Raw genomic sequence first — 21620 nt, forward strand, 5'->3', positions numbered from 1 at the left:
CGCCTCGGGCGGTGTATTCGCAAAAAACCACCCGTGCAGTTGTCTAGACTTTAGGCATGAAACCGGTCGCGGCCCCTCTGTTCCGCGACCTTCGCCCGATAGGGAAGTGCGCCTTGAATTCTGCCGGTAAATCCGTCGGTTCCGTTTCCCCAGCGCCGGTTGCCGGCGCCACGGACGACTTCTTCGCGGCCGCCAGCTACCCGGACTGGGTGCGGGGCAGCCTGCGGGCCATGGCCGGCCATCCCGACGCGGTGGCGCTGTACGACAGCACCATCAGCGAGCCCACGGACCTGTTGGCGAAACTGATCGCCGGCACGCTGATCACCCGCGCCGACGCGGATGCCGCCCCGCATATGAGTTCGCGCTACGTCAGCGTCTTCGCCAACGGCAACCGCCACCTGGTCGACGCCCTGTGCGCCCGCTATGGCGAGACGCCGGATCGGGTGATGAGCACCACCGGCGTCACCGGCGGCCTGCAATTGATCCTGCGTGCCCTGGTGCGGCCGGGGGAGCGCGTGCTGATCGAGACGCCGGGCTTCAGCCTGTTGCCCAGCCTGGCGCTGGAGGCCGGGGCGGTGGTGGACGACCTGCCGCGCGCCGCACCCGACTTCGGCGTCGATGCGGCCGAGGTGACCGCCCGGCTGAAGCTGGACACCCGACTGGTCATCCTGACCAGCCCGCACAACCCCACCGGCGCGGCCCTGAACCACGCCACCCTGAAGGCGGTGGCGCGGGCCGCATCCGCCGTCGGCGCCCTGGTGGTGGTGGATGAGGTTTATGGCGACTTCGCCCGGCGGCCGTCGGCCGGCGTGGCGGCGGCGCTGGCCCCCAACATCGTCACCCTCAGCAGCCTGACCAAGGTGTTCGGCCTGTTCGCGCTGAAGTGTGGATGGATCATGGCTGACCCGGCCGTGCTGGCCCGCATCCGCGCCGGCCAGCCGGAAGGCGACGTAGGCGTTTCCAAGCTGTCGCACGCCGTGGCCGCCCACGTGATGGAAGATGCCGACAGTTATGACCGGCATTGGCAGACGGTGATGACGGCGACCACGCCGGTCCTGCGCAGCCATGCCGCCGCCATGCGGGCGGAGGGGCTGATCGACGGCGACGTGCCGCCGGCCGGCTGCCTGTACTTCCCGCGCATCGTCGGGGTGGCCGACACCAAGGCGCTGACCCGCCATCTGTGGCATCGCTTCAACCTGCTGGTGGCGCCGGGCGAGTATTTCGGCTTGGCCGGCCATGTGCGCCTGGGTTACGCCGGCGATGCCGACACGCTGGACCGGGGATTGACCCGCCTGCATGAAGGATTGCGCGCCTGGCGGCGTGCCCAGGGATAAAGCGAAACTGGCAATGGGGGTGGGGCGATGAGGGCGAAGGCGATACGGTACGGCATCGGCGCCCTGGCGCTGTCCCTGGTTCTGGGCTGTACCGGTGGGAAAGAGGCGGCGCCAACCCAACAGATCACCGTGGCGGGCAGGCCGCTGCGCTATGTCGCCGAACCGGGCACGCTGGATCTGACGGACGCGCAGGGCGTCATCCACGCCCATGTCTTCTATGTGGCCTATCGCGTGCCCGGGGCCCCCAAGCGCCCCGTCACCTTCCTGTGGAACGGCGGCCCCGGCGCCAACAGCACCCTGCTGCATTTCGAGGCTTTTGGGCCCCGGCGGCTTGAGGGCGGGGCCTTGGTCGACAACGCCGACACCCTGCTGGCCACCAGCGACCTGGTGTTCGTCGACCCGGTGGGCACGGGCTTCAGCCGCCCGGCCAAGCCGGAATTCGGGGCCGATTATTACAGCACTCTGGGCGACATCGCCTCCATCGCCGATTTCGTCCAGGGCTGGACGGCGCGTCATGCCGACGCCGCCACGCCGCTGTACCTGGTGGGCGAAAGTTACGGCGTCTGGCGCGCCGCCGGCGTGGCGGAGGCGCTGGAGAAGCGCGGCCGGCCGGTGGCGGGTGTCGTGCTGATCTCCGGTGGCATCCCCGTCGGCCCGATCCTGCCCAAGGAGGTCACGACCGCCCTGAAGCTGCCCGGCCGGGCGGCGGCGGCGCAGTTCCATGGGCGCCTGCCGGCCGACCTGGCGGCACCCAGCCCGCAGGCCGCGGCCGATGCCGCCCTGGCCTGGGCGCGTGCGACCTACATCCCGGCGCTGGCCCATGTGGGCGGCCTGACGCCGGCGCAGAAGACGGCGACGGCCCAGGACTTGGCCCATCATTTGGGCCTGGATGTATCCCAGGTGGATGCCACCACCCTGACCGTTTCCAGCCGGCAGTTCCTGAACGGCCTGCTGCCTGGGCGCAAGCTGGACACCTTCGACATGCGCATCAGCACGCCGGTGCCGGCCCCGGCGGAGGCCGAACCCAACGCCGCGATCATGACGCATTACCTGCGTGACACGCTGGGTTACCACACCGACCTGCCCTATCTGGGGCTGGAGAAGGACAGCGACCCCACCGCCAAGGAGGTGGGGAACGAATGGAACTACAATTCCGGTGACACCTCACCGGCCGCGTTCGCCGCCGCCATCGTCGCCGCGCGGGCGGGCGAGGGGCCGCCCGGTGCGGAACCCTGGATCCGCCGCGCCATGGAACATGATCCCAAGCTGCGCGTCTTCGCCGCCGCCGGTCTGTACGACAGCCTGAACAGCTGTTCCGCCAACGAAATGATCAAGGAAAAGCTGGAGCCTGGTTTATCGGCGCGGCTGTCGGTCAATTGCTATGCCGGTGGCCATATGATGTACCGCGACGCCGCCGCGCGCGTACGCCTCAGCGCCGACCTCAGCGGGTTCATCGGCATAAGCCGCCGATGAACCACCCCCGGCCGGTGGGGGAACGCTCGCTGCCATCCACATCCGGACCGCCCTGTCCCGCTGCCCCGTGGGCGGGGCTGGGGGATGGCGGCGTCTTTATTCTTTCCCGCCCTCAGGTGCCGGGCGTCAGCAACCGCTGACTTGGCTGATCCTCGGTTTCCAGTCCGCCTCTGGCTCCCCAGAAACCTCCGGCGGCTGCGGTCGCAGCCTATGGCAGCATGAGCCGACGTCTCGCGCCGCTGGTGCTACTGGAATTTCCTCGGTTTCAGCGGAACGGCCGTGGTGTTTTTGGCTTCCGACAGGGTGACGATGGAGCGGATGTCCTGGACGCCGGGCAGCTTCATCAGGCTGTTGAAGATGAACTCCTGGTACCATTTCACGTCCGGCGCCACGATCTTCAACAGGGCGTCCATCTCCCCGAAAACCGTATAGCATTCAAGGATTTCCGGGATGTTCTGAATGCCCCGGAAGAAGGTCTCACGTTCCTCATCCGATAGCCGCGCGATCTTCACCTGGGCGAAGATCTGCATGGGGAAGCCCAGCTTCTCCCGGTCCACGATGACGACCTGGCCCTTGATGTAGCCCTCGTCATGCAGGCGCTGGATACGGCGCCAGCAGGGCGACTGCGATATGCCGACCTTCTCCGCCAACTCGGCCGTGGTCAGCGACGCGTCCTTCTGCATCAGCGTCAGGATCTTCATGTCGATGGCGTCCAGTTCCGTCGGCATGCCCTTTAGCGCCCCCTGTTATTGGATTTTCCGGTCCCAGCACCGGTGCCCGCCTTCCGAAATTATGACATTTCTGCCGGCGCCGTCACTGAAACTTGCGCGGCTTCAAGGGGATGGCGGTGGTGCTTTTCGCTTCGGACAGAGTGATGATGGACCGGACGTCCAGGACGCCGGGCAGCTTCATCAGGCTGTTGAAGATGAATTCCTGGTACCATTTCACGTCCGGCGCCACGACCTTCAGCAGGGCGTCCATTTCCCCGAAGACGGCATAGCATTCAAGGATTTCCGGGATGTTCTGGATGCCGCGATGGAAGGTCTCGCGCTCCTCATCCGTCAGCCGGGCCATCTTCACCTGGGCGAAGATCTGCATGGGGAAGCCCAGCTTCTCCCGGTCGACGATGACGACCTGGCCCTTGATGTAGCCCTCACCCTGCAGGCGCTGGATGCGGCGCCAGCAGGGGGACTGCGATATTCCGACCTTTTCCGCCAGTTCCGCCGTCGTCAATGAGGCGTCCTTCTGCATGAAGGTCAGAATCTTCATGTCGATGGCGTCGAGTTCCGTTGTCGGCATAGCCTATGTGGTTCCCCATACTGCCCTGCATCACGCATGGGGTCTTTCGCCCCATCTGGGGATAAATCTACCTCATTTGGCGGGGATGTCGACAACGGTTCTCCGTCTTCACATTTTAAAGATGGCAGGCGCTGTCCGGCGTGCCCGGCACCCGTTCCCAATGCCAGCTGGTCACCGCCGGCAGGCGCGGGCTGTAGCTGATGGCCAGCGTCTGGTCGCCGCGCTTGACCGACATTTCCTGGCGCTTGGCCGGATCCTTGGCCAGGTCCGGCGTGGGGATGCGCGACAGGACGACATCGCCGTTCTTCAGGCCGGCCGCCGCCGCGGGGCTGTCGGCCCGCAGGCCGGCGACCACGCCCAGGCTCATGTCGTCGAAGCCCAGATCCAGCGGCTGTTCCGCCTCCGCCACGGGGCGGAAGCAGGGGGCGAAGCTGTTGGCCGCCGGCTGGATCAGCGTGCCGGCCACCATGTCCTCATACTCCTGCCTGGCGCCGGCGCCCAGTTCGCGCACCACCAGGTCCACCCACGCGTCCAGGCCGACCTTTTCACCCTTGCGCTGGCGGTCCTGCACCTCCAGCACCAGATCGTCCAGGCTGCGCTTGCCATTCGACTTGGCGCGGATCTCCGCATCCAGGCGGGCGAAGTAGACGAAACCCCGGCCGTAGGGCACGCGCTGGGCGCGGGCGTCGCTCCAGAACTTGGCGCCGGCGGCGGTGTTGGTCAGGGCCACGAAGGGATTGGTGTAATAGTTGGTGGCGTGTTCGTTGATGATGCGCTGGAACTTGGCGAGGTCGATGACGCCGCTGCGCTGGGCCAGCACGACGGAGTAATACTCGGCCGTGCCCTCCGTGTACCAGGCGGTGGCGGCATGTTCGTCGCCGTCCAGCCGGGGCCAGTTGTGCGTCATCTCATGCGCCAGCAACATCTGGGTGTCGTTGCCCACCGTGGTGCCGTCGACGCCGTAGCCGAACATGAAGGACTTGGCCAGCGCCGTGCCACCGCCGGCGGGGTAGGGGTTGGCGCGGATGAAGACGCGGTAGGGCGCGCCGTCATCCTTGAAGAAATGCGCCATATAGCCGTACAGGCGCTGGATGCCGCCGGCCAGCTCGTTCACGTCGAACGGCGGCTGGTTCAGCCAGTACAGGCCGAAATTGCCGCCCTCATTGCTTGCCGGCACGCTCTTGATGGCGCCGGCGGCGTAGAAGGAGAAGGCCAGCATTTCGGCCGGGCCGACGGTGGACTGGTCACCTTCGCCCAGGCTCCAGACGCCCCGGCTGCCCTGGGGCATATCGGCCAGGTTCCATTTCAGGCTGATGCGATAGGGCTGCTCCCCCGGCGGCAGGGCCAGGAAATAGACGCCGGCACCCATCATGCCGCCCTCCTGGCGGCGCAGGTCGAACAGCGGGCCGTTGCGGGTGCTGACGTCCACCGCGCGCGGCGGTGTCGCGTAACGCACGATGACATCGCCCACCGTCGGGCGATCGACGTTGTAGTCGCGATAATTGCCGGTGGGCGTGGGCTTCTCATCCACGGCGGTCAGTGGCAGCGGCCCCTTGTCGTCCCGGGCCACCAGGGCGCTGGCGTCGTAACCGGCGGTGGGGGTGGAGACGATGTAGGTGGGCATGCGCAGCAGCGCCTGGCCGGCGGCAACGGCGGGGGCGGCGAGGTGCAGTTGCACGTCCATGCGGTCGGCGGTGCCGTTGGTCGCGTGCGGCGTCAGCACCAAATCCAGGGCCGGTGGCGGACCATCGGCCGCACGGGCGCCGAATGCCAGGCCAAGCAGCGTTGTCGTGGCCAGCAGGCCGGCGGTCAGTTTTTTCATGATCTATCCCATCCCGTTCAGTCGAGCTTTTGGTCGTGCCGTTGGCGCCCCCGCGCACCATCATCATGACCGGCATGGGCGAAAATTATTTTCCCGTTTCCGCAAGGGATTGCGGCCCGCCCGGCATAGCCTATGCGCGGATTACTGGAACTTGCGCGGCTTCATCGGGATGGCGGTGGTGTTCTTGGCCTCCGCCAGGGTGACGATGGAGCGGATGTCCTCCACCCCCGGCAGCTTCATCAGGCTGTTGAAGACGAATTCCTGGTACCACTTCACGTCCGGCGCCACGATCTTCAGCAGGGCGTCCATCTCACCGAACACGGTGTAGCATTCCAGCACCTCGGGGATGTTCTGGATGCCCTGGAAGAAGGTGTTGCGCTCCTCCTCCGACAGCCGCGCGATCTTCACCTGGGCGAAGATGTGCATCTGGAAGCCCAGCTTTTCGCGGTCGACCAGCACCACCTGGCTTTTGATGAAACCCTCATCATGCAGGCGCTGGACGCGGCGCCAGCAGGGCGACTGGGATATGCCGACCTTTTCCGCCAGTTCCGCCGTCGTCAGCGAACTGTCGCGCTGCATGATGGTCAGGATCTTCATGTCGATGGCGTCCAGTTCCACGGCCGCCGCCTTCATGCTTCCGGATCCAGCAGGGGCCAGGCGCTGGCCAAGTCCTGCACCACGTGGCCCAGCGACTTGTAGAGGGTGACCTGTTCCGGGGACTGTCGCCCGGGCACGCGGCCGGCCAGCACCTCGCCGATCTCCGCCACCACATGGCTGTCGTCCACCAGGCCGGCGGCCTTGGCGCGCAGGAACTCCGCCCCCTGGCGCAGCACGTGCTCGCGGCAATCGGCGATGAAGCGGGACCGCAGCACCAGGTCGTGATCCACCTCCGCCGGGCCGGCGATGCTGGAGCCCACCACGTTGACGTGGGCGCCGGGGGCGACCCAAGCGCCGTGCAGGATGGGCTCGCGCGCCGCGGTGACGGTGCAGACGATGTCGGCGTCCACCACCGCCTCCTGCGCGCTGGCGGCCGCGCGCACGGGCAGGCCCAGTTCGGCACCCAGGCGCTGGGCGAAGGCGGCGGCGCGCTCAGGCGACCGGCCCCAGACGGTAATGCGGCTGAGGCGCCGCACGCGGGCGATGGCGCGGGCATGGGTGGCCGCCTGTTCGCCATAGCCCAGCAGGGCCAGGGTGGCGGCCTCGGGCCGGGCCAGGGCGTCGGTGGCGACGGCGCTGGCCGCCGCCGTGCGGATGGCCGTGACCTCCCCGCCATCGACCACGCCCACCGGCCGGCCGCTGTCGCGGTCGAACAGCACGATGACGCCCTGGTGCGAGGGCAGGCCCTTATCGAAATTTGTCGGGGAACACGGCCACCAGCTTGGCGCCGAACGGCCCGTCGTTCAGCGCGCCGGGCATGACACCGAACATATGGCCGTTGTCCAGCGGCAGGACGGCGCGCGGCAGTTGCTGTGTTTCGCCATTGGACAGCTTCACCATGGCGTCGCGCACGGTGGCAATGCAGGTATCGTAGTCCAGCTTGGTCGCCACCGCGTGCCCGTCCACCACTGTCAGGCCGGATGGCGCGGTCGGGTGGGGGGCGTGGGCGTGCAGCCAGGCGGCGGCGGCCAGATCCTGCACCGCGTGGCCCAGCGATTTGTAGACCGTGACCTGATCGTCGGACTGGCGGCCGGGTGCGGTGCCCGCCAGCACGGCGCCGATCTCGGCGGCGATGTGGTCGTCACCGATGGCGCCGGCCGCCTTGGCGCGCAGGAACTCCCCGCCGTGGACCAGCACATGCTCACGATGGTCGACGATGAAACGGCTGCTTGCCACCAGGTCGGTGTCGATTTCCGCCTGGCCCGGCCCGCTGGACCCCACGGCGTTGACGTGGGTGCCGGGGGCGATCCAGGTGCCCTTGAGGATGGGGTCGGCGGCGCCGGTGACGGTGCAGACGATGGCGGCGTTCGCCACCGCTTCGCGTGCCGTCTGCGCCGCCGTGACGGGGATGCCGGTGGCGGCTGCCAACTCTTGGGCGAAGGCCTGGGCCTTGGCCAGGTCGCGGCCCCACACGGTGATGCGGGTGAGGGGGCGCACCATCCGGATGGCCTGGGCGTGGGCCAGCGCCTGGCGGCCGATGCCCAGCAGGGCCAGGCTGTCGGCGTCCTTGCGGGCCAGGGCGTCGGTGGCGACGGCGCTGGCGGCGGCGGTGCGGATGGCGGTCACTTCCGCCGCATCGGCCAGGCAGACCGGCCGGCCGCTGGTGCCGTCGAACAGCACCACCAGGCCCTCGTGCGCCTTGCGGCCGTGGCCGTCATTATAGACGCTGACCAGCTTGGCGCCGAACGGGCCGCCAAAGGGGGCTGGCGCCTCACCACCGACGAAGGCCGCCGGCATGATGGCGAAGGTGCGCCCCGCGCCGATGCTGATGAAGCTGCGCAGTTGCTGGCGCACACGGCCGGTCGACAGCGCCACCATGGCATCGCGCACCACGGGGATGGCGTCGCCATAGCCCAGCGCGCCGCGCACCGCGTCCGCATCGAAGATGACCATGTCGCCAGGCACCGCACCCATATCCCATGTCCCCAAATGGCCCATTGCTTGATGATGGATCTTAAGATCGGGGGCAGGGTTTTTCTTTGCGAAAAACAACGCGCGAAAGGTCAAAAGCCGGGAAAAATTTCCGCCTATCCGTTTGCGCCGGCGCAAACTATGCGGCAAATGCGTCAAAGCCGGTGAGATGGACCGCCATATCCCACCCTTCGCAATTTCCATGCGGTCGTTTCCGGGGACGGGGATAAAATTTGCGGGAGCGGTGATGAATGGGCCGAACTTAGCGAAAAATACCCCCGGGGCTTTCGCTACCATGGCGATCAGTCAGGGAATGCGCTCCAGGGCCGGGCGCCCGTTTTGCCACGATAGCTTTGAGTGACAGGCATGAGAATGACGCGCAGGGACGTGATGTTGGCTGCCGGCAGCCTTTCCATGGCCGGTGCGGTGTCCGCCGCCGCGCAGACGGCCGCCGCCGCCGCCAAGGCGCCGTCCGCCCTGCCGACGAAGTTCCCGGACAAGGCCGCCTATTTCCCGACTGACCTGGTCTATCTGGACAACGGATCCCAGCATCCCATCAGCCTGGGTGGCAAGGCGGCGATCGACACCTACCTGACCAAGCGCCTGCTGGACCCGGCCGAGGCCCATTATGAGCTGCCCGAAGATGGCGTGCGCGAGAAGTTCGCCCGCCTGGTGAACGCCGACGCCGACGACATCGCCTATGTGCAGAGCACGACGGCGGGGGAGCAGATGGTGCTGCGCGGCCTGGGCCTGCCGCAATCCGGCGGCCACATCGTCACCGACACCCTGCATTTCTTCGGCTCCCTCCCGCTGTATGAGGAGATGCAGCGCCGGGGCGTGGAGGTCACCTGGATCGAGCCCAAGGACGGCCGCATCCGGATGGAGGACATGAAGCAGGCCATCCGCAGGGACACCAAGCTGGTGGCCCTGTCGCTGGTCTCCACCATCAACGGGTTCGAGCATGATCTGAAGGCGGTGTGCGACCTGGCGCACGCCAACGGCGCCCTGGTCTATGCCGATATCATCCACGCCGCCGGCTGCGTGCCGGTGGATCTGAAGGGCAGCGGCGTCGATTTCGCCGCCTGCGCCAGCTACAAATGGCTGATGGGCGAATTCGGCCTGGGTTTCATCTACGCCACCAAGGAAGCCCGCGCCCGCCTGACCCGCACCGAATACGGCTATTACGGGATGAGCGCGTTCAAGCCGCACGTCTACCCGCTGGATCCGCCGGGTGAGGCGATCGCCGACTACGCCTTCGCCGACACGGCGGAGGGCACCTTCGCCCACGGCACCCACGCCCACACGGTCATCGCGCTGCTGGGCCACTCACTGGACTACATCCTGGGTGTCGGCGTGCCGGCCATCCAGGCGCATGCCCAGGATCTGATTGGCCGGTTGAAGCGCGAACTGCCCAAGCTGGGCTACACCCTGATGACGCCGCCGGAGACGACCACGCCCCTGGTGACCTGCGTGTACGAGAACGCGCGGGACAAGCTGAACCCGAAGCTGGCGGCGGCCAAGATCAAGATGACGGTAAGCGGCAACCGCTTCCGCGTCACCCCATCGGTGTTCAACGATCACACCGATATCGACCGTCTGCTGGCCGCCATCGGCCACGCCTGACGGTTTTTACGCGTACCAAAACAAAATCTTAAGGCAGTTGGGTTCTCTCTTATCAAAGCACCCTGGTGGATGGGGCCGGTCGCGGACGCGCCGGCCCCGTTTCCCCGGGGGCCAATGAATCTGGATTGGGGATTTCCATGCGCACCGCGTTCCTCGCGTTGGCCGGCGCCGTGTTCGCGGCCGCCCCGGCTTGGGCCTTGACCGCCGTTCCGGCAGGGGCGGGTGAGGGCGGCACGCCGGTGCCGGCGGTGCAGTACTACCGGCCCGACACCACCAAGGTGCCGTACTCGCAGGTCGTGCGGGTCGACAACATCCTCTACGTCTCCGGCCAGTTGGGCGTGAACCCGGACGGCAAGCCGCTGGACGGCATGGCGGCACAGGCCAAGGCCGCGCTGGACCATGTGGCGGAGGCCCTGGGCCGGGTGGGCAGTGGCATGGACGCGGTGTTCAAATGCACCGTCATGCTGACCGACATGGGCCAGTGGGCGGCGTTCAACCAGGTCTATGTCGGCTATTTCAAGCCCGACCGCCTGCCGGCCCGCAGCGCCATGGCCGTGAGCGGCCTGCCGCTGGGCTCCAGCGTCGAGGTCGAATGCTGGGCCTACGCGCCTACCAAGTAAAAAACCAAAATCAAATACGGGAAATGGGGGCGGGCATGATGGGAAAGACGGTGCGGGGCCTGGTTCTGGGCCTGCTGGTGACGGCCTCGCCGGTCGTGGCGTTGGCGCAGGGTGTGCCGGTGCCGGAGATCGCGGGTCCCATCCTGGGGCCGGTCAGCACGCCGCACAGCATCACCCTGGCCGGCAAGGTGGTGCGCTACACCGCCACCTTCGCCGAGAAGGAACTGAAGGACGCCCAGGCCAAGCCGCTGGCCACCCTGTCGGCCACGGCCTATGTGGCCAGCCCGGTGGTGAAGACGCGGCCGGTGCTGTTCGTCTTCAACGGCGGCCCCGGCGCCTCATCCTCGCCTTTGCATTTCGGCGCCTTCGGGCCGCGCAGCATCGTGAAGGGGGCGGACGGCAACCGCACCCTGGCCGACAACCCGCACAGCCTGCTGGGGGACGCCGACCTGGTGTTCATCGATCCGGTGGGCACGGGCTTCAGCCGCGTGCTGCCCGGCGGTGACGGCCATCCCTATTGGAACCCCGATGGCGACGCCCAGGCGGTGCTGGGCCTGATCCGCGACTGGCTGCGCGACAACGGCCGCGCCGGTTCGCCCGTCTACATCGCCGGCGAAAGCTACGGCGGCTTCCGCCTGGCCACCATGATGAAGTTCACGGGCGATCTGCCCATCGCCGGTCTGATCCTGATTTCCCCCGCGCTGGACTTCTCCGCCACGGCGGAGAACCCGGGCAACGACCTGCCGCATATCTTCGACCTGCCGACCATGGCGGTGACGGCATGGAAGCACGGCCGTAGCCATATCGAGGCGCAGACGCCGGAACAGGCCTTCCAGGTGGCGGCCGAGTATGCCCAGGGCCCCTACGCCCTGGCGCTGCTGAAGGGCGGCGCCTTGCCGGCGGCGGAACGGGATACCGTGGCGGCACGCCTGTCCGACCTGATCGGCCTGCCGGCCAAGACCATCGCCGACGCCAACCTGCGCATCGGCTCACAAGCCTTCCTGGAAAAGCTGCTGGCCGACCAGGGCGTGGTGGTGGGCCGGCTGGACAGCCGCGTCACCGCCCCGGTGCCCAAGGATGCGCCGGCCGACCGCCCGGCCGCCGCCAAGGACCCCTCATTGGGCCTGGGGCGCAGCAACATCATCACCTCCGCCGTCGCCACCGACTATTTCAAGCATGAGCTGAACGTGCCGGTGGACCGCGACTATGTCAGCCTGACCCTGGATGTGAACTTCGCCTTCTCCTACCTTTCGGACAAGCGGGAGGGGCAGTTCTACGTCAACGCCGCCCCCAACATCGCCCCGGTGATGAAGGCGCAAGCCCGCACCCGCCTGCTGCTGGTCGGCGGCTATTACGACATGGCGGTACCCCTGCTGGCCGCCCGCTACGCCATCGACCGGGCCGGCATTCCCCTTGACCGCGTGACCACCGCCGCCTTCGATGCCGGCCACAGCCCCTTCGAAGGCGATGCGGGTCAGGTGCGGATGCAGGAGATGATGCATGGGTTCTTGGTCGGGCACTGAGGTCGGCATGTTAAAGACGGCGGCTATCGCCCTGATTTCTATTGCATCGCCGCTGGCCGCCAACGCCGCGTCCCTGCACCAGTTCAGCGACCTCGGCCTGTCCGGCGACGGGCGCAGCCTGGTATCGGTGGAGGCCGACCGGGCTGAGGGGGCGGGTGGTGCCGGCCATGGCGCCGTGGTGGTGCGCGGCACCGATGGCGTCGTGCGGCTGAAGTACGATCCCTGCGCCGCCTGCCGCTATGCCGACCCCGTTTGGGCACCGGACGATGGCCGCCTGGCCTTCATCGGCAGTGCCGAGGGCACGGCGACGCTGTATGTGGCCCAGGACGGTGCCGCCCGTCCGGTCGCGGCCATCCAAGGCCTGGCCGGCACGCCGCACTGGTCGCCCGACGGCCGCGAGGTTGCGCTGCTGGTGACGGAGAACGCCAGGAAGGAAGCTGGCGCCAGCCGCGCCGGTGCCCGCCAGGTGGGGGAGCAGGGGGAGGGCGACGACGTCCAGCGCATCGCCATCGTCACCCTGGCCACCGGCGCCGTCACCCTGGTCTCGCCGGCGAAAACCTATGTGTATGAGTACGATTGGACGCCCGACGGCCAGGGCTTCGTGGCCACGGCGGCGGAGGGCAATGGCGACAACAACTGGTGGATCGCCAGCCTGCGCGCCTTCGGCCGGGATGGCAGCGCCCGTGTCATCGCCGCCCCCGATACCCAGATCGCCTTTCCCCGTGTCTCCCCCGATGGCCGCACGGTCGCCTTCATCGGCGGGCTGATGAGCGATTTCGGCGCCTTCGGCGGCGATGTCTACACCGTGCCCCTGGCCGGCGGCGGCCCCCGCGACGTGACGCCCGACTTCAAGGGCACGGTCAATTCCATCGCCTGGCGGGGGGCCAAGCTGATCGCCGGCGTCACTGTCGGGGGCGGCACGGGCAGCGCCGTCATCGATCCCGCCCAAGGTGCCGTCACCGACCTGGCGACAGGGGCCGCCAGCCGGTCTGCCGGCGACGGCCGGCTGGCGCTGGACCGGGCCGGCACGCACGCCGCCTGGGTGGCGGAGGGCTTCGATTTCGGGCCGCGCGTCGAATACGGTCGCCTGGGAAAGCTGGCCGCCGTCACCCACGACAACGACGCCCTGGCGCCCCTGGTGACCGCCATCAGCATCAGCTGGCGGAACGAGGGGCTGGACATCCAGGGTTGGCTGATCAGTCCGCTGGCCCCCGCTGCCGCCAAGCGCCCGATGGTGGTCAACATCCACGGCGGCCCATCGGCGGCCAACACCCCGCGTTTCGTCTGGGGTGACCAGATGGCGGCCTTCGCCAATGCCGGCTACGCCGTGTTCGAACCCAATCCGCGCGGCAGCTATGGCCAGGGGGAGGCGTTCACCCGCGCCAACATCCGTGACTTCGGTGGCGGCGATCTGCGCGACACCCTGGCCGGCATCGACGTGGTGGAGGCCCAGGCGCCCATTGATGACGGCAAGCTGCTGCTGTACGGCCGCAGCTACGGCGGTTTCATGGGCATGTGGACCATCACCCAGACCCAGCGCTTCAAGGCGGCCGCCATCGGTGCCGGGCTGTCGGACTGGTATTCCTATTACGGCCAGAACGGCATCGACCGCTGGATGATCCCGTTCTTCGGCAAGTCCGCCTACGACGACCCGGAAATCTACGACCGGCTGTCGCCCATCCGTTATGCTCGCAACGTGAAGACGCCGGCCTTCTTCTATGTCGGCGAACGGGACATCGAGACGCCCATCATGCAGACGCGGGAGTTCTGGCACGCGCTGCGCACCTTCGGCGTGGACACCAGCTTTGTCATCTATGCCGACGAAGGGCACGTGCTGCACAAGCCGGAAAACATCGAGGATCTGAACCGGCGCACCATCGCCTGGTTCCAGAGCCATATCGGCGGCGGCTGAGGTGCCCTGTCGCGGTGCGCTTATGCCGCGATCAGGTTTGCAGGGGCATAGTTTATGCGGTGATGGGCCATTTCCGGGTGCATCGGCATAAACTATTCCGCCATACGGCTATAGCCTTTCCCAGACGCAGGGATAAGGGCCGCCCCTTCCACCGGGGCCGGCTTTCGAGAATAAGCAGGAGCTACGGGCATGAAAAAGCGCGTTTCCCCCAGCCGCATCGCGGCGAAGGCCCCGCTGATCGCGGGCACCCTTTTGCTGTGGAGCGCCGGGGCGCTGGCGGCCGGGACCACCGACAAGCTGTCCATCATCCAGAACGGTGAAAGCATCGGCACCGTCACCGGTGTCACGGACGGCAAGACGGTGAACGTCGACTATTACGTCGACGACAACGGCCGCGGCCCGAAGCACCATGAGACCCTGACCATCGGCGCCGGCGACATTCCGGTCAGCTGGACCGTGGCCGGCACCTCCCTGATGGGCGCCAGCATCAGCGAGAATTTCAAGTGGGATGGCGGTCAGGCCACCTGGTCCAGCCAGGCGGACAAGGGTGCGGTGCCCGCCGCCAAGGCGCCGCTGTACGTGGTCAACGACGACAGCCCCTGGGCCGTGGGCGTCTATGCCCGCGCGCTGCTGAAGGCGCCGGGCAACACCATGGCCCTGCTGCCCGGCGGTGCCATGAAGCTGGTGAAGGTCAGCACCACTACCCTGGGCCAGGGCTCGGCCGCCGTGCCCCTGACCCTGTACCGGATCGAAGGCGTGAACCTGGAGCCGGACTACGCCCTGCTGGACAAGTCCAACCGTTTGTTCGCCACCTTCGGCCATCACGCGCTGACCGTCCGCCAGGGGTATGAGAAGGACGTGCCGGCCATCCAGGCGCTGGGGGCGGAAGCGGCGCGCAAGCTGGCGCGCGAACGGCAGGCGGCGCTGGCCCACCGCTATGACCAGCCGGTGCGCATCCGCAACGTCCACGTCTTCGATCCGCGCACCGGCACGCTGGGCGCCCTGTCCACCGTCATCGTCATGCGCGACCGTGTCACCGCCGTGATGCCGTCCGACCAGGACACCGCCACGCCGGATGACCAGGTGATCGTGGACGGGCAGGGCGGCACCCTGGTGCCGGGCCTGCACGACATGCATTCCCACACCACGTTGGACAGCGGCCTGTTCTACCTGGCCGCCGGCGTCACCGAGACGCGCGACATGGGCAACGACAACGCCTTCCTGCAGGATTTGATGCCCCGCATCCAGTCCGGCGAACTGGCGGGGCCGCGCATCACGCCCAACGGCTTCATGGAAGGCCGCAGCCCCTATTCGGCGCGCCTGGGCATCATCCCCGAAACGGTGCCGGACGCCATCAAGGCCGTCGACTGGTACGCCGACCGCGGCTATTTCCAGATCAAGATCTACAACTCCATGAACCCGGACTGGGTGCGCCCCATCGCGGATGAGGCGCACAAGCGCGGCATGAATGTGACCGGCCATGTGCCGGCCTTCGACACGCCGGACCGCTGCATCGAGGACGGCTACAGCGAGATCACGCACGTCAACCAGCTGATGCTGGGTTGGGTGCTGAACCCGGGTGAGGATACCCGCACGCCGCTGCGCCTGACGGCCATGGCCCGCGCCGCCACCCTGGACCTGAATTCCGACCGGGTGCAGAAGACCGTGAAGATGATGGTGGACGGCCATATCGCCCATGATCCCACCGCCGTCATCCTGGAACGCCTGATGCTGAGCCGGGCCGGTGTCACGCCGCCGGGCGATGTCGACTACCTCGACAACATGCCCATCGGCTATCAGCGTTACCGCAAGCGTACCTTCGTGCCGCTGAAGCAGCCGGGCGATGACGAGGCCTACCGCACCGCCTTCTCCAAGGTGCTGGAGACCCTGAAGCTGCTGCACGACAAGGGCATCCGCCTGTTGCCGGGCACTGACGACACCACCGGCTTCACCGTGCAGCGTGAGCTGGAGCTGTACACCCTGGCCGGTATCAGCCCGGCGGAGGCCCTGCGCCTGGGCACCCTGTCGCCCGAGGAATACATGGGCCACCCGGACGTGGGCACGATCGAGCGCGGCAAGCTGGCCGACCTGTTCCTGATCGCTGGTGACCCGACCAAGGACATCCGGGCCATCAAGAAGGCGCGCTTCGTCATGAAGGGCGGCTTCATCTACTACCCCACCGAAATCTACCAGTCCCTGAGCATCAAGCCGTTCACCGATGCCCCGCCCGTGACCCTGCCGGCCAAGGGCGTGACCGGGCCCGGCGATACCGTCGGCGTGCCGGCCATGTTCGGTGGCGGTGACGACGACGGCCTGGGCGACTAAGCCAAAACCGGGAGCAGGGGGGCGAAGATGGGCATGCTGAAGAAGACGTTGTTGAAGAGCACTACGCTGGCGGTGGTGCTTGCGGCTGGGCTGGCAATCGCCGGGCCGTCGCGGGCGGAAGCACCGGCAACGGTTGCGGCCCCCCATGTGTTCAGCAGTGAACACACCGGCACCTTCAACGGGCAGAAGGTGCGCTACAAGGCGATGGTGGCGGAGACCTTCCTGACCAACCCCGCCGGGCAGCGCACAGCCAGCGTCTACACCACCAGCTATGTCCGCACGGATGTGCCCAAGGGTACGGTGCGGCCGGTGGTGTTCGTCTTCAACGGCGGTCCCGGCTCCGCCTCCCTCTGGCTGCACATGGGCTTTGTGGGACCGAAGCGGGTGGACTTCACCGACCCGGTGCATCCGGAAACGACGCCGCCCTTCCGCATGGTCGATAATCCGGACAGCCCGCTGGACGTGGCCGATATCGTGCTGATCGACCCGCCCGGCACCGGCTACAGCCGCATCCTGCCCGACGGCAAGCCGGAGGAGTTCTACGGCACCGCCGCCGACGCGCAGATGACGGTGAGCGTGATCGAACGCTGGGTGCGGGAGAACGACCGCTGGAACGCGCCCAAGTACCTGATGTCGGAAAGCTACGGCACCATCCGTGCCGCGGTGGTGGCGCGGTTGCTGGCCGGCGGGCCGATGTCCACCGGCACCATGGACGGCATGACCCTGAACGGCATCATGCTGCTGGGCCAGTCCATGGACATGGCCGGCAGCGGTGGGGACGATGCCGCCTACCTGACGGCGCTGCCCACCCTGGCGGCCACCGCCTGTTATCACCACAAGGTCGCCGCCGGCTGCACGCTGGCAGGGCAGGTGGCAGCTGCCCAGGCCTTCGCCGGAGATGAGTATGTGAAGGCGCTGTTCGCCGGCAACACCCTGCCGGCGGCGGAACGTGAGGCGGTGACGGCCAGGCTGTCGGCCCTGACCGGCCTGTCGGCCGATGTCATCCGCGCGCATGACCTGCGCATTGGCACCACCGTTTTCGCCCGTGAGCTGCTGGCCGGTGAGGGCCAGGAACTTGGCGCTTATGATGCCCGCTACACCCTGCCGCTGGCGGCCAGCGGCAGGGACCCGGTGGCCGATGACCCGGCCATGGGCCAGTACGTGCCGGGTTTCGTCGGCGCCTTCGATACCTACATCCGCCACGATCTGGGCGTGACGCCGCCGACGAATTACGAGGCCATTTCCTTCCGGCAGGTCAATGGCCGTTGGGATTACGGCCGGGGCCCCGGCGCCGGGGCCGCCGGCAACTACGCCCTGGACCTGGCCACCGCCATGCGTCGCAATCCGCGCCTGCGGGTGATGGTGGGTGCGGGTTACTATGACCTGGTGACCACGTTGGGCAACGCCGCCTACACCCTGTCGCACGCCGGTGTTCCCCAGGATCGGGTGGTCACCCATCTCTACCCCTCAGGCCACATGGCCTATCTGGGGGATGAGGCCCGCACCGCCTTGGCCCGCGACGTGCGCGCCTTCGTGACAGCCGACAAGTGAGAGCACGGTAGATGAGCGGCCTTAAGCAGGGTGTCACCCTGATCGACCTGGTGATGCTGGGGGCGGGCACCGCCATCGGTGCGGCCATCTTCTCCGTCCTGGGGCCCGCCACCCAGGTGGGTGGGGCCGGCATCCTGGTGGCGGCCATCCTGGCGGCCCTGCCCATGGTGCTGTTCGCCCTGGTCTACGCCTACATGGCCTCGGCCGTTCCGCGCACCGCCGCATCGTTCGAGTGGCAGCGGCAATTCAGCCACCCCCTCATCGCCTTCTCCATCGTCTGGCTGCGGGTGCTGAGCAACGCGGTGGTGATGATCGTGCTGGGCCGGGTGCTGATGAACTATCTGGGCATGGTGCTGCCGTTGCCGGCGGTGCCGGTCATCCTGGGCCTGTTCGCCCTGATCTTCGCCTTGAACTATGTCGGCGTCGCCGTGGCGGCGCGGGCGCAGACCATCCTGATGATCATGCTGCTGGTCCTATTCGCCCTGCTGATCGCCGGCGGCGCCAAGGATCTGAAGCCGGAACTGTTCGTGCAGGCGGTGGCCGGTGGCTGGACGCCCATCCTGGCCGCACTGCCCCTGATGATCCAGTTGTTCCTGGGCATCGAGACCGCGACCGAGGTGGGGGAAGAGGTCAAGAACGCCAAGACCATCGTGCCCTGGGGCATCGCGCTGGGCCTGTTGCTGACCGTGGTGGTCTATCTGTCCGTGGCCTTCACGGCACTCAGCGTCATCGGGCCGGAGGAATTGGGCAAAAGCCCCGCACCCTTGCTGGCGGTGGCGCAGGCCACCTTGGGCCGCTGGGCCACGCCGCTGATCGTCACGGCGGCGGTGGCCGCCCTGGTCAAGTCGATGAACGCCATCTTCCTGGTCTACGCCCGTTTCCTCTATGCCATGGGCGCCAGCGGCGTGCTGCCTGCGGCCCTGGGCCGAATCCATCCGCGCTTCGGCACGCCGCACATCGCCACGCTGGTCGCCTTCCTGGCGTCCTGCGTCGGCCTGTTGCTGCCCAACAGCCTGCTGTTCCTGCTGCTGTCCATCAACATCCCGACCATGGCGAAGTACTGGGGATCGTGCCTGGCCGCCTACAACGTGGCGGCCAAGCATCCGGAGATCCGGGCCCAGGCCCGGCTGCGCTTCAGCCCCGGCCTGGTCAAGGTGCTGTCGGCCCTGGGCATGGTGGCCGCCATCGTCATCGCCGCCTTGGGCTTCGGCACCGACTGGCGGCCCTACGTCTTGCTGCTGGTCTGGCTGCTGGTGGGCCTGGCCTATTATTTCGCCACGCAGCGGCGGCGGCTGGCGGCGGCTTAACGCGCCGTCAGTTGCAGCGGGTTCATGTAGTCGCGGAAGTGCGTCGCCTGGCCGTCGCGCCGGGTGATGAACCAGACGTAGCTGATGTCCCGGGGCGTGTCCTCGGGCAGGCGGCGGTGATGGCCGGTTGCCTCGATGATGGTTTCATCCCCCGTCTCCCGCACCCGGACGTCGCTCAGCGATCCGAAACGGATGCGGCTGGGCAGCAGGCGCATGTAGGCCGCGATGGCGTCGCGCCCGATCAGGCTGCGCGGGGCACCGTCAGGGGCGAAGGGGAATTCGTGCACGGCATCGGGCGCGTACATCGCCATGTAGCCGTCGATATCCCCGGTCTGAAGCGCCTTGATGGCCGCCGCGAACCAGTCGGGCAAGGTTGATGTTGGCGACATCGGGTTCTCTCGATAGAATTACGGACCATGAGTCCGCCAACATCTAACATATCGGACCAACAGTCCGAAATAGGAAATCCACGCCGGGGCCGGCCACCGGTGCCGCACGCGCAACTGTTGGCCGCAGCCGATGCGCTGTTCGCCGATTCCGGATCACCCGGCACCGTCACGATGGACGCCATCGCCGTCGCCGCCGGCGTGGGCAAGGGTACCCTGTTCCGCGCCTTCGGCAGCCGTGACGGCCTGCTGGACGCCCTCTGGGTAGTGAAGCTGGCGGCCCTGCACGACGCTGTGGACCATGGCGCGCCGCCGCTGGGGCCCGGCGGGGCGCCGCGCGACCGGGCGGTCGCCTTCCTGGACGCGCTGCTGTCCTTCAAGATGGATAACCGGCATCTCATCCGGGCGCGCGAACTGGCCCCCCGGCTGCTGCAATCGGCGCATTATCTGTGGATGCACGGCCTGCTGCGGTCCCTGATCGCGGAGGCCGCCCCCGGCGTGGCGGCGGCCGATGCCATCTACACCGCCCACGCCCTGCTGGCGGCGGTGCACATCGACCTGATCGAGGAATTGCTGGCCGCCGGCCTGTCGGTGCAGGCCATCCGCGACGCGCAGGCGGCACGGGTGCGGTCGGTCATCGATGGTGCGGGGCGTGGCTGAGGGCGTTTAGCCACGGCTGGGCCAAGGGCGGGAAAGGGACGAATATGTCCCCTTTCTCCGTTGACGGGGGACATATGTGTCCCCACAATCATCGGTATCTGCCAAGGAGGGCTGTCATGGGAATAAGATTCGCCTCATGGAGATCTGATTGCCGACTAAGCCACGGGTGCTTAAGGCCGCATTGACTCGGCTGGGTGCTGTCATCCGTCCTGGCAAGGGCGGTCATCAAGTCGCTGTTCTCAATGGGCGCAAGGCGCATATTCCCAATCATGGGAAGGGATTTGAGATCAGTGACAATCTGCTTATCAAAATCCTGAAGGATCTCGGTCTTTCAAGGGAAGATGTGGGTCTTTGATCCGCATCCTGACATTGGCGAGGTTTTCTTATGCGTTTCCCGATAGTCATCGAGGAAGAGGGGGGCGTTCATATCGCGTCTGTCCCGGACCTTCCTGGTGTGCATGATCAGGGGGACAGCATGGACGAAGCTGTCGCTCGTCTGAGTGATGCTGCGGTCGTAATGATCGGCGAGATGATCGAGGATGGTGATGACATTCCCGACCCATCACCCGTCAATGACGGCAAAAGCATCGTCATTCCGTCTCTCGTGTGGGCCAAAGTCCTACTCTATCGCGCCATGAAGGCGAAGGGGTGGCGGCGGGCCGATCTTCAAAGGGCAATGGATGTCGACAAGACGACGGTTGCCCGGTTGCTTAATGTGCATCATGCATCGCGCATGGATCAAATCGACCAAGCTCTGGCGGTTTTGGGCGTCGATCTGGAATTACGGACGGCGGCTTAACACCGTCGCCTGTAATTCTCTTTTGCATGTTCATGCGGGCGAGGCGTCTAACTCACCCGCCGTCTCCAGCGCCTTCACCTCCTCATCCGTGAACAGCCGCGACCGGGTGAGGAAGCGCAAACCCTCCGGCCCTTCCAGCGAGAACATGCCGCCGCGGCCGGGCACCACGTCGATGGTCAGGCGGGTGTGCTTCCAGTATTCGAACTGCGCCCGGCCCATGTAGAAGGGCTGGCCGCCGATGTGCCCCAGCAGGACGTCGCCGTCGCCCACCATGAACTCATCCCGGGGGTAGCACATGGGCGCGCTGCCGTCGCAGCAGCCGCCCGACTGGTGGAACAGCAGGGGCCCGTGGCGAGCCTCCAGCCGTTTGATCAGCGCCAGCGCCTTCGGCGTCGCGTCCACTCGGACCACCTTCGCA

Annotated in this window: 20 protein-coding genes; 12 read left to right on the forward strand and 8 right to left on the reverse strand. The window is 67.2% G+C overall.

The annotated features are described in order from the left end of the window. The first annotated feature begins 113 nt into the window (after positions 1-113). Together PW843_29185 and PW843_29190 are read left to right on the forward strand one after the other, a co-directional pair. Positions 114-1334, forward strand: a complete 1221-nt coding sequence (locus tag PW843_29185) for a pyridoxal phosphate-dependent aminotransferase (protein ID MDE1150644.1) — start codon at positions 114-116, stop codon at positions 1332-1334. Between the two features lie 27 nt (positions 1335-1361). Next, positions 1362-2807 carry a hypothetical protein gene (locus tag PW843_29190; protein ID MDE1150645.1) on the forward strand — a complete coding sequence of 482 codons (1446 nt, stop codon included), beginning with the start codon at positions 1362-1364 and terminating at the stop codon, positions 2805-2807. A gap of 245 nt (positions 2808-3052) precedes the next feature. On the opposite strand, the gene PW843_29195 is transcribed toward PW843_29190, so the two are convergent. The 6 genes from PW843_29195 to PW843_29220 all read right to left on the reverse strand — a co-directional run bounded on the left by PW843_29195 (position 3053) and on the right by PW843_29220 (position 8499). Further along, positions 3053-3535, reverse strand: coding sequence for an Lrp/AsnC family transcriptional regulator (locus PW843_29195; GenBank protein MDE1150646.1), 483 nt, complete (start codon positions 3533-3535; stop codon positions 3053-3055). Between the two features lie 85 nt (positions 3536-3620). Beyond that, positions 3621-4106 carry an Lrp/AsnC family transcriptional regulator gene (locus tag PW843_29200; GenBank protein ID MDE1150647.1) on the reverse strand — a complete coding sequence of 162 codons (486 nt, stop codon included), beginning with the start codon at positions 4104-4106 and terminating at the stop codon, positions 3621-3623. A gap of 115 nt (positions 4107-4221) precedes the next feature. Continuing rightward, positions 4222-5928, reverse strand: coding sequence for a hypothetical protein (locus tag PW843_29205; protein ID MDE1150648.1), 1707 nt, complete (start codon positions 5926-5928; stop codon positions 4222-4224). Between the two features lie 141 nt (positions 5929-6069). Then, positions 6070-6561 carry an Lrp/AsnC family transcriptional regulator gene (locus PW843_29210; protein ID MDE1150649.1) on the reverse strand — a complete coding sequence of 164 codons (492 nt, stop codon included), beginning with the start codon at positions 6559-6561 and terminating at the stop codon, positions 6070-6072. Continuing rightward, positions 6558-7244, reverse strand: a complete 687-nt coding sequence (locus tag PW843_29215) for an ornithine cyclodeaminase family protein (GenBank protein ID MDE1150650.1) — start codon at positions 7242-7244, stop codon at positions 6558-6560. Before PW843_29215 ends, PW843_29210 begins: the two co-directional genes overlap by 4 nt. A 28-nt stretch (positions 7245-7272) precedes the next feature. Then, positions 7273-8499, reverse strand: a complete 1227-nt coding sequence (locus PW843_29220; protein MDE1150651.1) for an ornithine cyclodeaminase family protein — start codon at positions 8497-8499, stop codon at positions 7273-7275. Between the two features lie 369 nt (positions 8500-8868). Between PW843_29220 and PW843_29225 the strand changes: the two genes are divergently transcribed. The 7 genes from PW843_29225 to PW843_29255 all read left to right on the forward strand — a co-directional run bounded on the left by PW843_29225 (position 8869) and on the right by PW843_29255 (position 19357). Next, a complete protein-coding gene (locus PW843_29225) occupies positions 8869-10119 on the forward strand; it encodes an aminotransferase class V-fold PLP-dependent enzyme (GenBank protein MDE1150652.1) in 1251 nt (416 codons plus the stop codon). Between the two features lie 137 nt (positions 10120-10256). Further along, positions 10257-10739, forward strand: a complete 483-nt coding sequence (locus PW843_29230) for a RidA family protein (protein ID MDE1150653.1) — start codon at positions 10257-10259, stop codon at positions 10737-10739. A gap of 35 nt (positions 10740-10774) precedes the next feature. Next, positions 10775-12262, forward strand: a complete 1488-nt coding sequence (locus PW843_29235) for a hypothetical protein (GenBank protein MDE1150654.1) — start codon at positions 10775-10777, stop codon at positions 12260-12262. Between the two features lie 7 nt (positions 12263-12269). Then, positions 12270-14174 carry a prolyl oligopeptidase family serine peptidase gene (locus PW843_29240; protein MDE1150655.1) on the forward strand — a complete coding sequence of 635 codons (1905 nt, stop codon included), beginning with the start codon at positions 12270-12272 and terminating at the stop codon, positions 14172-14174. A gap of 189 nt (positions 14175-14363) precedes the next feature. Beyond that, positions 14364-16499, forward strand: a complete 2136-nt coding sequence (locus PW843_29245) for an amidohydrolase family protein (GenBank protein ID MDE1150656.1) — start codon at positions 14364-14366, stop codon at positions 16497-16499. Between the two features lie 27 nt (positions 16500-16526). Beyond that, a complete protein-coding gene (locus PW843_29250; protein MDE1150657.1) occupies positions 16527-18050 on the forward strand; it encodes a peptidase S10 in 1524 nt (507 codons plus the stop codon). A gap of 11 nt (positions 18051-18061) precedes the next feature. After that, the gene (locus PW843_29255) at positions 18062-19357 is read left to right on the forward strand and encodes an amino acid permease (protein ID MDE1150658.1); all 1296 of its coding nucleotides are present in this window, start codon (positions 18062-18064) and stop codon (positions 19355-19357) included. Here the strand turns inward: PW843_29255 and PW843_29260 are convergent. Beyond that, entirely contained in the window at positions 19354-19746 is a 393-nt protein-coding gene (locus PW843_29260) for a nuclear transport factor 2 family protein (GenBank protein MDE1150659.1), read from the reverse strand. The genes PW843_29255 and PW843_29260 overlap by 4 nt on opposite strands. A gap of 99 nt (positions 19747-19845) precedes the next feature. On the opposite strand from PW843_29260, the gene PW843_29265 reads away from it, so the two are divergent. The 3 genes from PW843_29265 (at position 19846) to PW843_29275 (ending at position 21202) form a co-directional block, all read left to right on the forward strand. Continuing rightward, positions 19846-20403 carry a TetR/AcrR family transcriptional regulator gene (locus tag PW843_29265; protein ID MDE1150660.1) on the forward strand — a complete coding sequence of 186 codons (558 nt, stop codon included), beginning with the start codon at positions 19846-19848 and terminating at the stop codon, positions 20401-20403. A 148-nt stretch (positions 20404-20551) separates the two neighbouring features. Further along, the gene (locus PW843_29270; protein ID MDE1150661.1) at positions 20552-20758 is read left to right on the forward strand and encodes a type II toxin-antitoxin system HicA family toxin; all 207 of its coding nucleotides are present in this window, start codon (positions 20552-20554) and stop codon (positions 20756-20758) included. A 30-nt stretch (positions 20759-20788) separates the two neighbouring features. Next, a complete protein-coding gene (locus PW843_29275; GenBank protein ID MDE1150662.1) occupies positions 20789-21202 on the forward strand; it encodes a type II toxin-antitoxin system HicB family antitoxin in 414 nt (137 codons plus the stop codon). Positions 21203-21232: 30 nt separating this feature from the next. Here PW843_29275 and PW843_29280 read toward each other — a convergent pair whose 3' ends face one another. Further along, on the reverse strand, positions 21233-21604 hold the full coding sequence (locus PW843_29280) for a DUF779 domain-containing protein (protein MDE1150663.1): 372 nt from the start codon (positions 21602-21604) through the stop codon (positions 21233-21235). Positions 21605-21620 lie beyond the last annotated feature (16 nt).

This window comes from Azospirillaceae bacterium, assembly GCA_028283825.1.
Classification (GTDB): Bacteria; Pseudomonadota; Alphaproteobacteria; order Azospirillales; family Azospirillaceae; genus Nitrospirillum.

Bases quoted from the DNA above. Each gene is read 5' to 3' on its own strand.
- PW843_29255 (MDE1150658.1), top strand. From the start codon at position 18,062: ATGAGCGGCCTTAAGCAGGGTGTCACCCTGATCGACCTGGTGATGCTG.
- PW843_29260 (MDE1150659.1), bottom strand. From the start codon at position 19,746: ATGTCGCCAACATCAACCTTGCCCGACTGGTTCGCGGCGGCCATCAAG.
- PW843_29190 (MDE1150645.1), top strand. From the start codon at position 1,362: ATGAGGGCGAAGGCGATACGGTACGGCATCGGCGCCCTGGCGCTGTCC.
- PW843_29225 (MDE1150652.1), top strand. From the start codon at position 8,869: ATGACGCGCAGGGACGTGATGTTGGCTGCCGGCAGCCTTTCCATGGCC.
- PW843_29235 (MDE1150654.1), top strand. From the start codon at position 10,775: ATGATGGGAAAGACGGTGCGGGGCCTGGTTCTGGGCCTGCTGGTGACG.
- PW843_29200 (MDE1150647.1), bottom strand. From the start codon at position 4,106: ATGCCGACAACGGAACTCGACGCCATCGACATGAAGATTCTGACCTTC.
- PW843_29250 (MDE1150657.1), top strand. From the start codon at position 16,527: ATGGGCATGCTGAAGAAGACGTTGTTGAAGAGCACTACGCTGGCGGTG.
- PW843_29205 (MDE1150648.1), bottom strand. From the start codon at position 5,928: ATGAAAAAACTGACCGCCGGCCTGCTGGCCACGACAACGCTGCTTGGC.
- PW843_29230 (MDE1150653.1), top strand. From the start codon at position 10,257: ATGCGCACCGCGTTCCTCGCGTTGGCCGGCGCCGTGTTCGCGGCCGCC.
- PW843_29245 (MDE1150656.1), top strand. From the start codon at position 14,364: ATGAAAAAGCGCGTTTCCCCCAGCCGCATCGCGGCGAAGGCCCCGCTG.
- PW843_29275 (MDE1150662.1), top strand. From the start codon at position 20,789: ATGCGTTTCCCGATAGTCATCGAGGAAGAGGGGGGCGTTCATATCGCG.
- PW843_29195 (MDE1150646.1), bottom strand. From the start codon at position 3,535: ATGCCGACGGAACTGGACGCCATCGACATGAAGATCCTGACGCTGATG.
- PW843_29210 (MDE1150649.1), bottom strand. From the start codon at position 6,561: ATGAAGGCGGCGGCCGTGGAACTGGACGCCATCGACATGAAGATCCTG.
- PW843_29240 (MDE1150655.1), top strand. From the start codon at position 12,270: ATGTTAAAGACGGCGGCTATCGCCCTGATTTCTATTGCATCGCCGCTG.
- PW843_29220 (MDE1150651.1), bottom strand. From the start codon at position 8,499: ATGGGTGCGGTGCCTGGCGACATGGTCATCTTCGATGCGGACGCGGTG.